8 protein-coding genes and 1 pseudogene are annotated in these 12,330 nt (G+C 56.4%); 7 read left to right on the forward strand and 2 right to left on the reverse strand.

Annotation, left to right across the window (positions count from 1 at the left end):
- Positions 1-327: 327 nt before the first annotated feature.
- On the reverse strand, positions 328-2,472 hold the full coding sequence (locus HY788_13180; GenBank protein ID MBI4775105.1) for a Cache 3/Cache 2 fusion domain-containing protein: 2,145 nt from the start codon (positions 2,470-2,472) through the stop codon (positions 328-330).
- An 882-nt stretch (positions 2,473-3,354) separates the two neighbouring features.
- Here HY788_13180 and HY788_13185 point away from each other — a divergent pair.
- From HY788_13185 to HY788_13200, 4 genes and pseudogenes are all read left to right on the forward strand, one after another.
- Positions 3,355-3,657, forward strand: coding sequence for a hypothetical protein (locus HY788_13185; GenBank protein ID MBI4775106.1), 303 nt, complete (start codon positions 3,355-3,357; stop codon positions 3,655-3,657).
- Positions 3,624-3,941 carry a hypothetical protein gene (locus HY788_13190; GenBank protein MBI4775107.1) on the forward strand — a complete coding sequence of 106 codons (318 nt, stop codon included), beginning with the start codon at positions 3,624-3,626 and terminating at the stop codon, positions 3,939-3,941. The genes HY788_13185 and HY788_13190 overlap by 34 nt, the downstream gene beginning before the upstream one ends.
- Before the next feature lie 167 nt (positions 3,942-4,108).
- Positions 4,109-4,753, forward strand: a complete 645-nt coding sequence (locus tag HY788_13195; protein ID MBI4775108.1) for a pyridoxamine 5'-phosphate oxidase family protein — start codon at positions 4,109-4,111, stop codon at positions 4,751-4,753.
- Between the two features lie 242 nt (positions 4,754-4,995).
- Positions 4,996-5,914, forward strand: a pseudogene (locus HY788_13200) (hypothetical protein).
- A 483-nt stretch (positions 5,915-6,397) separates the two neighbouring features.
- On the opposite strand, the gene HY788_13205 reads toward HY788_13200, so the two are convergent.
- Entirely contained in the window at positions 6,398-8,065 is a 1,668-nt protein-coding gene (locus HY788_13205; protein MBI4775109.1) for a GMC family oxidoreductase, read from the reverse strand.
- A gap of 453 nt (positions 8,066-8,518) precedes the next feature.
- Between HY788_13205 and HY788_13210 the strand changes: the two genes are divergently transcribed.
- From HY788_13210 to HY788_13220, 3 genes are all read left to right on the forward strand, one after another.
- The gene (locus tag HY788_13210; GenBank protein MBI4775110.1) at positions 8,519-9,013 is read left to right on the forward strand and encodes a DUF3124 domain-containing protein; all 495 of its coding nucleotides are present in this window, start codon (positions 8,519-8,521) and stop codon (positions 9,011-9,013) included.
- Positions 9,014-9,114: 101 nt separating this feature from the next.
- On the forward strand, positions 9,115-9,885 hold the full coding sequence (locus HY788_13215) for a crotonase/enoyl-CoA hydratase family protein (protein ID MBI4775111.1): 771 nt from the start codon (positions 9,115-9,117) through the stop codon (positions 9,883-9,885).
- A gap of 2,134 nt (positions 9,886-12,019) precedes the next feature.
- Positions 12,020-12,330: mechanosensitive ion channel (locus tag HY788_13220; protein ID MBI4775112.1), on the forward strand; the 311-nt coding region annotated here is incomplete at its 3' end.

Consider the following 12,330-nt stretch of genomic DNA (forward strand, 5'->3'; position numbering starts at 1 on the left):
CAATTCGTATTTGAATCTCGATTAATCATCGCTCCCTACCTCCTGTTCCCCGGGGTGGCGCGGCAACAAGAGGTCCAACCCGGCGTATAACATCAAGCAGCCCTACGGTTTAAGACGTACAGCCGCCTCCTGTCCTTGGGACCCGGACAACAACTTGTCCGGGCCACCCAACGATCATGATCGATACCTAATGCGGCGACGAATGAAACGGACAGGAAACGCCTTTCCGTTCACATCGGCCAACAGTGTTCCCCCCAGAAACACAGGATTCGCGTGAACCTGAGAACAGGTACCACCGTACTACGTCTCGTCCCAGGTAACTCCAGGCTAGAAATTCTCAAAGCCCTCAGGGTCGTCCATTGCTTTATCGCCGGACACGGATGTCGTTTTATTTGGCAAAGATTTCGGAGCCTTTGCGCCGGCCGGTGCAGGAAGCCTTTTCGTCGTTCCTGGTCGATTTTCAGAATTTACAGATGCGGAAGGCTTGATTTGCCGCGATGTTCGGCCGTCCTTGCCCACCAGGGCCGATAGCTGGTCCGCCATTCCTGCCATATGTTCAGCGCGGGTATTCATCCGTTCGGAGGCGCCGGCCGAATCCCCGGCAATGGAGGCCACTTCCTGCACAACGCCTTCCATCTCCGTTACGGCATCCTTAATCTGGGTAATGCCATGGCTCTGCTCGTCCGATGCGGCGGCGATTTCGCTTACGAGATGGCCGGCTCTGCCGGCGTTTCTTGAAATCCCCCTGAACGCCTCATTGGTGGCCGCCACTATGTGTGAACCGCTCTCCACCCGTTTCACGGTGCCATCGATCATGTTCGCCGTGCTCTTGGCCGCCTCGGCTGAGCGCATTGCCAAGTTGCGCACTTCGTCGGCCACCACGGCGAACCCTGCCCCGGCTTCACCGGCTCGAGCCGCTTCCACCGCGGCATTCAGCGCAAGGAGGTTTGTTTGAAAGGCGATTTCATCAATGGTCTTTATGATCTTGAACGTTTCCGCACTGGCTTTGGAAATTTCCTCCATGGATGAGGTCAACGCAGTCATGGATTCATTGGCCTTGTCTATGACATGACCGGTCTCCTTCATTAATTTGTCCGCCTCCGCCGCATTTTGGGCGTTTTGCTTGGTCATCGAGGAAATTTCTTCAAGGGAGGCTGACGTCTCTTCGATGGAAGCGGCCTGCGCGGCGGCTTTGTCGGCTAAGTTGCGACTGGATGCGAAAACGCCCTGTGAGGCATCGATCACTCGTTGGGTTTCCTCGGTAAATCCCTCGGCCACCGTCCGCAGAGCCTTTGATATCCGCATGGCAAAAACCAGGCACAAAAAGATCACCGCAGCGATGATGAAGCACGAGATCAGGATGAATCGGACATTGAACTGCCGGCCGATTTCCCTGATTCTGTTCTGGGTTTCCATGAACTCATCTTCGGGCGCATCGGCCACGATGATCCAATCCCAGGGCTTAAAATATTTCGCCAATGCAATTTTGGTCCTAGTCCCACCGTTGGGTGAGTTCCACACGTAGGTGTGCGTAACGATGTCGTTGTCCGGCGCGGCTACGGCCTTGCCGATGATTTCCTCAATATATCGTCCGCCATTGGCGTCCGTCGCATCCAGACCGTTCTCCAACGCCCCCCGGCCGTTCTTTTCAGGCACGACAAACCCGCCTTTTGAATCCACAACAAAGACATATCCGGTTTGCCCGATCGTTGTATCGCCGATCTCGGCCATAACGCCTTTCGCCACCGTGTTTTGTTTGAGACCCACGTATAGAATGCCCGCAATGGAACCGTTCTCAGCCCGAATCGGCTCGTAGGCCGTGACGTACCAGGCGTTCACGACAAACGCGCGTCCTCGATAGATGTTGCCGTCCAATATAGTGGCAATAACCGGATTGGGTTTGCCGTCTGGGTTAACCGCGGGAATATAGGTGCCTATGGCGCGAGTACCGTCCGGCTTTTCCACATTGGTGCAAACCCTCAGCATATCGCCTTTGGGGTTCATGCGTTGAAACACCGTGCAGGTTTCTACGGAGAGATCCCGAGTTTTGTCCACGATCATGGACGAGGTCTTCATGTCAGTGTTTTGGCCCAGCCATTGGCCCCCAACCAGCATTTTGGGCAGATCTACGGTTGTGGCGTCCTTGGTGAATTGATTGATCGCGTTCCAGGAGGCGGTATCGTTCTCGGCAAAGGTCACCGCACCGGTTTCATCGAGAATATTGCGCGCCGTTTTCAGAGCATTGTCCACCATTTGCTGCGCCAAATCGTTCTGGGCGACGCTCATGTCAAAAATACCGCCTACGATGTGCCTCAGGCCGGTTTTGGCCATATTCAGAGCTTCTTCCGCGGCGATGCGGCTCATTTTATTGTTGGTAATGTAGGAGAGCATCAGACTGATTACGAACGGGATGATCGAAATCGCCACTCCGAACGAGAGCAGCTTTGAACGCAGCGACATTTTTCTTAACATGTTTGCTCACCTGTGTTGAGGTTACCGGATTGGGCCAAACCGACTTTTCACCATAGAAATAAAATCGGCACTTTTCCATCCAAGTTGAGCCCTTTATTTCATGGAGCTGATTTAGAAACGCGTATTCTGTCTTACAGATCTGCGAACATCGTGTGAAGACGGAAGGTCCGGTCGATTCGTGCGGCGGATCGCCGAAAGCGGATATTCCATATTCGGCGGATGGAGTGGTGCTCCGGCTTTATGCCGCACGAGGACGGAGGAATAAGGGACGGACGTTTTCTTATGAAGTCGCGAATGGCTTCCTGATCAGCGCACGGGATAGAAGGAGGATGTTTTGGGAGGTATCCCGAAGCGCAATCCGTACATAGGAGGTGGTTTATATAGGCATCCACCGGGACACAAGGCGATTTCCGGCGGCCGTTACTTGCGCTCACGGGCCCTCTTCGAGCCATGAAAGACCGCCCGGTTTTCATTCTTGAATATCACAAATATCAACACTTCACGGCAGTCTCCAAGTATGGATGATTCCTGCAATGGCGCTCATGCACTCCTTCACTGACGGGCGAATACGCGCGCCTATCGAGCCTTGGTGCGAACAACTCCACCCTGCTCGACAAAACGCGCTCTTGGTCAGGGAGTGTAGGAAGAACCGTCTTTGAGGTCAAGGTGAATCGAAACCCCCTTTTAGTCCGCTTCGTGAGGACGGACCGTACAATCATATCTGCTGTCTTCCGTCCGATGAAGGATTCCAACACCCTTTCGCATCATCCACCTCTGCTGAGAAACGTTCCACCGTCTTCCGCCTTTTGCTTTGACATTCCCCGCACCGGAGGCTATTTTTTCCCGCGGACCGACGATTTCCAATTCCAGGAGCTTCCGACGATGACCTTTTCGACGAACCCAATAACGGCGGGATTGCCGATACCCTTTTTGCCCAAGTACCGGGTGGACGAGTGTCTCGACCAAATCCGCGAGTGTTTTACCGCAGGCTGGACAGGGCTCGGGTTCAAGACCTTGGAGTTCGAGACGGCGTGGAAAACATCCACCTGGCTCCCCCACGCTCACTTTTTATGCTCGAGCACGGCCGGGCTTCATCTGGCTTTTCACATCCCGAAAAGCGAGCTGGATTGGCGGGATGGAGACGAAATCAGATGGAAGAGTTCCGGGATAACACGGACCTGGTGAATACGCTCGACGAGATGGTCGGGAATGCCTCGTGCGTCATTGTCAATTCAGAGATCCTGGCGGAGGACGTTCGCAGGCGAAATCCGACCGTCGAGGTGCTTCCCGCATTCTATGACTTTGGTATGCTGGACGGTGTGGAGAAAGAAGCGCATCCGGACGAGATCCGAATCGGGTTTACGTCGTGCGCCGGCCATCTTCCCGACATCGAACCCTTGGTCCCGGTCATTCGAAAGTCCTGTTCGCGCACGTGGGCGCTTGCCATAGCTCGAATTCCACCCATCTGAAAATGCACCAAATATCAACACCTCACGGACGTCTCTGAAACGTTTCATGTCGTTTAGGTCGTTGAAAACCGACCGGACATCCTCTAAACTCCTTGCACCCGGTAACGCCGGCCTTGGAGACCGCCGCATAGGCTTCTGTCCCTTAACACTGTGCTACAAGGAACCACATGCACCGCGCCAAATGTGAAATTACGGATTCATTGGAGATCGCCCGGATTCTCGATTCCACCAACATCGGCCGGTTGGCCACCATGGATGCTGAAGGATATCCTTACGTCACGCCGGTCAACTTCGTTTTCATGGATAAGCGGATCTATTTTCACTGCGCGCTCAAGGGCGAAAAGCTCGATAATCTGCTTCGCGAACCCAAAGTCGGATTTGAAGTAGACCGGCCGTTGGCGTACCTCGAGGTTCGATTCAATCCCGACCGCTTGCCCTGCAGGGCTCACCAATTCTACAGGAGCGTGGTCATACGGGGCCGCGCCCGCATCGTTACGGATCCCGCACTGAAAACAGCGGCCCTCAACGCGCTCCTTGCCAAGCACGAACAGCATCCGGATTTTCAACGAGTCACGCCGGATGCGCCGGGCCACGCCAGGTGTCACGTGGTCGAAATTACGCCCATCCGCACCACGGCCAAGGCGGATCTGGGACAGTCCTCGTTTCAACGCCCCTACCGGGATTTTATCGCGGAACAATTGGCCAAACGGGGACTTCCCGTCGATCTGGAGACCCTGGAGGCCATGGGATATGAGATCGAAAAAGGCGGATCGGGCGGTTGGAAGATCAGACAAGGGCCCACCGACGGATAGGGACCATGGCGCACGGGAGAAGTGGAGCGCTCGAAAGGGGTCCGGGGTTGCTTCCGGCCGGTGGAATTCCCCCGGTTCATAGCTGGCCGATTGACTTTTTTGACGAGTAGCCGATCGCGGTTCAGGCTCTCTATCCAGCAATATTCACGAAGCTTAATTTGCCTGCCGGGAAGGCAGGCGAGGTCGACAAAGGACGGAACGTGCAGGATCGACATCCCGTTGAACCTCGGCGGACTCAACGCATGGGATGGATAGGAGTGATCTGGAGCGCCCTTCGAAACTCCGGCCGGGTCTGTCTTATACTGTTCAAGATCCTCATACCCGTGATCGTCCTGGTCAAAATCCTCCAGGAACTGCACGTGATTCAATACCTCGCCCTGCCCCTCGGACCCGTGATGGAGATTGTCGGGCTGCCGGCCGAACTGGGTCTTGTGTGGGCCACAGCCATGCTCAACAATCTTTACACCGCTCTCGTGGTGCTGGCGGCCCTGACGGCGAAAACGCCCATCACGCAGGCCCAGGCCACGATACTATGCACCATGATGCTGGTAGCCCACGCCCTTCCCTGGGAGCTGAGAATCGCGCAGGAATGCGGCGCCCGGCCCCTGTTTCAGTTGGTTTTCCGGGTGAGCGGCGCCTTTGTTCTGGGTTGGCTGCTTCATATCGCCTACTCCCGATCCGGACTGCTGCAAGGCCCCGCACATATCCTGCTGCACGTCGAACCGGAGGCTCTGAAGGGCGGCCAAACGATTCTGTTCTGGGTCCTGGGGGAAATCCGCAATCTGGTGTACGTCTTTCTTATTGTTACGGGGCTGATGCTCGTGGTGGAATTCCTTCGCCGCATCAAAATCATCGATCTCATGGAACGTCTGCTCAAACCGGTGTTGAAGCTCATGGGAGTGCGGCCAAAGGCCTCCTCCATCAATCCATGAAGCACATCAGGGCCAGGTCGAACCCAGGGACATCTTCTTCTCCCTATCGTTGATGGGACTCAGCCACGGCCTCATCGAGGACACCCTGCTCATGGTGGTGGGGGGCGGACATCTGTCCGGGATTCTGTGGGCCAGGCTGTTGTTCTCGCTGGCGGTCATCGGTGTGCTGGTTCGCCTGTGCGGATTGATGAGCGAGCGGACGTGCCGGCGGTTTTTCTGGCGAAACTGAAAAAGCGCTGCATTGCCGTCCACTTCAGACAACTCGACGGTGCGCGGCGCGCACCCTACTTCTGCTGATAAACACACAGAAGAAGCGCAGGAGGCCCTCTTTCGCCATTCGCGCGAAAGCCTGAATCCCGTTATTTCAAATGCTTTCGGATGCCGGATCAAGTCCGGCAGGAGGACTTGGGAATCTCTTACGAAGGTATCCTATCAATCGACCACCGGCCTCGAGTAGGGGCGGTTCGCGAACCGCCCCTACCGCGCATGAATGGTCTACGAGGTCGTCGGGGTCAAGGAACGCCAAAATCGACACCCTCCCTGGGAGAAGGCCGGGATGAGGGCGTGACGTGCGTCATCGAACGGGAGCGATGGGATTGAGTCTCATCCGGTCGGCCGATCCTCACGGTTTCCTCGCACGACTCCCGGGATCGTACGTTCCTCTCTCCCCTTTCATCCGATTTGGTTGCTCCCGTGTGCACCCTTCGACCGATCATGCGCTCTGCTCTTTCTCCTTAATGCCCTTCATCGCATGCTCCGCCAAAGCGGTAATGGTGAGACTCGGATTGACGCCGAGGTTGGCGGGAATGACGGAGCCGTCCACAACATACAGATTGTCATAGCCGAAGACCCGGCAATCCTCGTCCACCACGCCGCGCGCGGGATCTTTACCGATGACGCAGCCCCCTAATATGTGAGCCGTGGCCGGAATATTCAAAACCGCTTCCGTGATGGTGCTTTGGGGAATGCCCTTCACTTTCTTGGAGAACCGCTTGGCCACGTCGTAGCCGATTTGAATGTAAGCGGAAATCCGTTTGCCTTTGTCCGGAGTGGTGACCAGTTTCGCTCCGGGAAACGGCGGCATGCTCCGCTTTATGCTGAAATGAAGCCGGGTGTCCACTGTTTGCATAACCAGAAAAATGATGCTGCTCCGCGCCCAGTTGAGATGAAAGATCAGATGAAACGAATCCAAGGGGTGCAGGAATATGTTGGCGATGAACTTGACGGCTCGAGTCAGCCGGGATCGGCCTTCCGTCAAGGGTCCGGCAACGAGCTTCATAAACGACGAGCCTTCCGGATAGCGGACGGGCTCGATATACGTGACGTCGTCCGGGTAAAAGCCCGACGTGATGCCCACACCTTCGGAAAAGTTAATACTCTTGTCTCTGGTGGTGACGCCCAGGAGGGTTTCGCTGTTGGTGCGGGCGTTGCGGCCCAATTGGGCCGATAGCTTTGGAAGGGACCGGTTGATTTCCTTGCACCGCAGAAGCAGGTCCACCGTGCCCAGAGCGCCGGCGGCCACCACCACGGACCGAGCCGTGAGGCGGCGCTTACTCTTCGTCAGCCAGGCCGAAGGGTCCTGAAAAAGAACCGTATAACCCTCTTTTCCTTCTTGTATGGGCAGGATGTCATAGACCTGCGCATCCGGAACGATCTTGGTTCCGTTTTTTTCGGCAAAATGAAGATAGTTCTTGTCCAGGGTGTTCTTGGCGTTGTACCGGCACCCGACCATGCATCCTCCGCAGAAGTTGCATCCCGCGCGGTCGGGGCCGCCTCCGCCGAAGTACGGATCCGGTACTGTTTTCTCCGGCTCCCCGAAAAAGACCCCCACGTCGAGCATTCTGAACGTGCGGTCGCGTCCCATCCCGCGGGCGACATCGAGCAATGTCTCGTCGGCAACGGTGGATCTTGGGTTCTTTACCACGCCCAGCATTCGTTTGGCCTCGGCGTAACAGGGCGCCAACGTCTCTTTCCAATTCCGAAGACCTTTCCAGCTTTCGGCGTTGTAGAACGCGTCTCCGGGCTCCATCAGTACGTTTCCATAATTCAGGCTGCCCCCGCCGACACCGCTCCCGCTCAGAATCAGAATGTTCTTGAAGAGAGTAATGACCTGAATCCCCAGAAGTTTCATTTTGGGCGCCCAGAGAAACCTTCGGAGGTTCCAGTTCGTCTTGGGAAAATCTTCCGCACGGTACCGCCGCCCTCGCTCGAGCACGCACACGGAATAGCCCTTTTCGGAAAGCCTCATGGCGGATACGCTGCCACCGAATCCCGAACCGATCACAATGAAATCGAAGTCGTATGCTTCGGACACCTTGGACCCCTTTCGGCTGCGACAGTGTATTGGTTCTTGCCTAACTCGATTCAGATGGTGAAACATTCCTCGGCATAAGGTGGATCGGGACATCGTCCATGGAGCGACCCAGAAGCAAAATAACGGACCCGCGCAGTATGAGCCTTGAGAAGAACGGCCGCTTACGGTATCTATCCGTTTGTGACGTGCAGCGGAATACTCGGCGCGAACGGTATACGGTTTTCGGCTCTTTTCTTCCGGATCCGGCTCGTTGGAAACGCCACAACAGACCTATACTCCGACAACCTTCACTTGCCTGTCAACAATTAATCATTCTCTCGAGGGCATTGCCGGCGGGGGCCGGAGCAGGTAGTATAGGCGGGCAAATGCCCCGTGCTTGCATGGGGTGGACGGGAGCCCCTTCTGCTTGGTCGTCATGCCGGCGCAGATCCGAAACCGGTTCGTCTCGCGGGCCGGCCGAGAACGGGCGTTCTGCAACAGGGTAACTCCTCATTTTTTAACACAAGGAGAGATCATCCCATGACCAGCCAAAGGACGTCGGTGATCTTAAGCCGATTTCTGCTCGTCGCCGTAATCTCCTGTTTTTGCTCGGGCGCTTCATGGGCCGGGAACACCCTATCCTTATCCAGGGGACAGACCGTGTACGCGCCCATCTACTCGCACATTTACAGCGGCGATAAGGAGCAGCCGTTCTACTTGGCCGCCACTCTCAGTATTCGAAATGTGGATCCGAACCATCAAATAACGATTACGAAAGTGGATTACTATGATTCCGCCGGTAGTCTATTGAAGAAATATCTAGAAAAAGCGGTGGTCCTGGATCCAATGGCGTCGACTCGATACGTGGTAAAAGAATCGGACAAGACCGGAGGCTCCGGAGCGAACTTCCTTGTGCAATGGAAATCGGAAAAAATGGTAAATCCGCCCATCGTCGAATCGGTCATGATCGGTGCGCAGCGCCAGCAGGGAATCTCATTTACGTCTCGAGGAAAGGTCATCGAAGAGACCGAATAACGTGTTCGCGGATACGCCTTGAATAAGGTATCGAGGGGGGCCTCACCACAAAGTCCGGAGCATCGGATCAGAATGCTCCATCCATCTGGAAGGGAGGTACTATGCGAGTGCTGGTTGAAAAGGCGGGACCGGTCACCACGGTGGTCATCAACCGTCCGGAAGCGCGCAACGCGGTGGATTACCAGACCTGCCTGGAACTGAGAAACGCGTTTAGGGCCTTTAACGAGGACCCGGACGCCTCGGTGGCCGTGCTTTGCGGAATCGGAGGTACGTTCTGCGCGGGGTACGACCTCAAAAGCGCGGCCCGGGGAGACGTGGAATCCATCTACGAACCGGAAGGCGAAGGTCCGATGGGCCCTTCCCGCATGCTTCTTTCCAAGCCGGTCATAGCCGCCGTGGAGGGCTTTGCCGTGGCGGGCGGCCTCGAGCTTGCCCTGTGGTGCGATATGCGCGTCATGGCGGAGGACGCCGTCTTCGGAGTGTTCTGTCGTCGCTGGGGAGTGCCCCTGGTGGATGGCGGTACGGTGCGGTTGCCGCGCTTGATCGGCCTGAGCAGAGCACTGGACATGATCCTCACGGGCCGGCCCGTGGGTTCCCGCGAAGCCCTCGAGTGGGGTTTGGCCAACCGGGTGACCCCTTCAGGGGAGGCGCGAACCGCGGCGGAGGATTTGGCTCGGGACATCGCCGGTTTTCCGCAGATCTGCATGCGTACGGATCGCGAATCCGCGTACCGGCAGTGGGATCTGACGATCGAGGAAGCCCTCAAGAATGAGGGCCGGCAAGGGCTCAAACCGCTCATGGCTGAGGCTAAGACCGGCGCCGCCCGGTTTGCGTCCGGGGCCGGACGTGGGGGCGCCTTCGACAAGAGCTGATGTCGTATGGGTTGATCTCGGTCGTTGCCATGGACAGGATACCGATTCGAAGCGCCCTATGCTCTGATTTCAAAGCAACCTTTTGCATGCCTGCAGGCATACTGAACGAAATCGAGGAAAAAGCGCGGGAGCGATCACAAGGCAACCTACCTCGAGGGGCCCAGGGCTTTTCAAGCGGATGTCGAACAAGACCGATCGCTCTACCTTGGCCCACCCTAAACAGTATTCACGTCCAGAGGAACCCATGTTCATAGAAGCTTTCCAAATCATCGCGGGACCGCTCGGGAATGATAGGCTTCGACGGGTCGCCCTCGGGGCCTTTCGAACGTTGATCCTATCAGTGACTCTTCTGTGTTCAGGGCTTTCTTCGGCCCAGACGCCCGGCGTTCCGGCTGGAAGAAGTTCCTCGCCGTCGGAAAACCCGGCATCCTCCATCGAACAGGCTGTAGCATCCGAGAAAGTCAATCTCGGGGTACTAAAACAAACCCTTGAAGAGTTCCAAGCTAGAGCCCGGGAAATCGATCGAGAAGTCGAAAGGTACAACGCCGGAATTGCCGCTCATGGCAGTCTCCTTCATCTGAACGACACTCGGATCGAAGACCTCCAGAACATCCGAAGCGAGATCTCGGCTTCCCTGGACCTCATATCTCGACAGTCCGCGGACTTGAGAAAGCAACGTGACCAATTCGATCATGCGTTCAATAAAATCGAGGAACAGCTCGCTCTGAACTCGCGGTATTTGGAGGATATCGCATCGGAGCGACCCCAAGCCGTGGGCCGGGAAAAACTTTTGGGACCCCTTCGCGAGCTGACACGACTCCTTCAAGAGAAACGAAGCACCACGGAAAAGCTTCGAAACCTGTATTCCGACAAGCTGGCCCGGTTGCAGGATGTGCATCGAGCCTACGAGGCGTTGGACAAACAGTACGAACGGTACATACAGCAAGAAAGAAAGGAAGCTCTATTCCAGCGGAAGTTCGGCCCCCTGACCCTGTCGGCCTTGAGCGAGATCCGATCCGAAGTACTCGATCTTGGGGGCAAAGTCCGGACGATTGGTTCCCCGGACTACTGGTCGAGACAGTTCGGGACCATCGGCGAGTCCGGACTGGAACTGCTTTTTCCGCTCGTGCTGCTGCTCGCATTGGTGCAATACTTCGCATGGCGGGTCCGGAGTCTGTTCGGGAAATGGCTCGATAGGCCTCGAGCCCGCAGGCACTTCTGGTGGAAGGTCTCTCTGGAGGTATTCGGAAACTCCCTTCCCCTGGCGGGAGCGGCGCTCTTCCTGTATTCATACGCACTCACCAAAAGTTTCTATCCGGGAGTACCTATTATTCGTCTCCTGATTCAACTGCTGGTCCTCTGGCTCTTCACCCAATGGGGCCTCCGCTTTGTGAAGGTATGCCTCTCGGAAAAGAAACCCGGCGCCCTCCAGTCGCTCCTGCCCTCGGTTCGCCTGTTTCTCGTCTCCGTGCGCGCCTTGGTAACTACGTATTTGTTGGCCCAATGGTTTCTCGGAGGATCGAGCACGATCCTGGTTCTCGTACGGTTCCTCATGGAAGTGGGTTTGGTGCTCTGGTGCAGCCGGTTTGCCATGCATCTGAAACAAGAGGAAGGGCAACCAGGCCTGATGCAAAAGGGTACTCCGCCCGGATTGGAAGCATTCGTGTCCGCCGCGTGTTACGGGATCGGCATTGGGGGGATCGTGTTGGAGTTGTCGGGATATGGTTCCTTTGCCCTTTACTGGTATACGTCTTGGGGCCGCACGGCCGTGGTCCTCCTCTGGGCCGGCCTGCTGATCCTGTCCCTTCGGGGTTGGAGTCGCCGGCTCAAGGAAGCGGCGGCGCTTACCGGCGTCCAGGCGCATGCTGCAAGTCCGACACTCCAGTGGTTCCTGACGCGACTCTGCGGCTTGGCATGGATGGGATTGCTTCTGATGAGTCTGTTTATGGCCTGGGGCGCCGGATATTCCTTCCTGTTCAAGGTCCTGAACGCCCTGAGATCGCCTGTTTCCATAGGAAGCATAAGCCTGAGTTTGTCGAGCCTGGTCTATGCCTTCGTCATCCTGCTGATCACCCACGCAGTGGCCCGGCTGTCGAGTTCCTTTCTTCTGACCCGCTTCCTCGCCGACAGCGGTCTGCAGTCCGGCCTGCAGGAATCCATTGTCAAGATTACAGGTTACACGATCTGGGTTTTTGGAATCCTCCTCTCCTTCAACGTGCTCGGTTTCAGCACCGCATCCATGGCCGTGGTCCTGGGCGCTCTGGTAATCGGGCTCGGATTCGGGCTCCAGAACATCTTCAACAACTTCGTAAGCGGACTCATTCTCCTGTTCGAGCGACCCATTCAGGTGGGAGACGCACTAGAGATCAACGGGGTATGGGGGGTGGTCCGTAAGATAAACGTTCGATCCACGGTGGTGCAGACCTGGGACAACGCCGCCCTCAT

The organism is Deltaproteobacteria bacterium (genome assembly GCA_016208165.1).
GTDB lineage: Bacteria > Desulfobacterota > Desulfarculia > JACQYL01 > JACQYL01 > JACQYL01.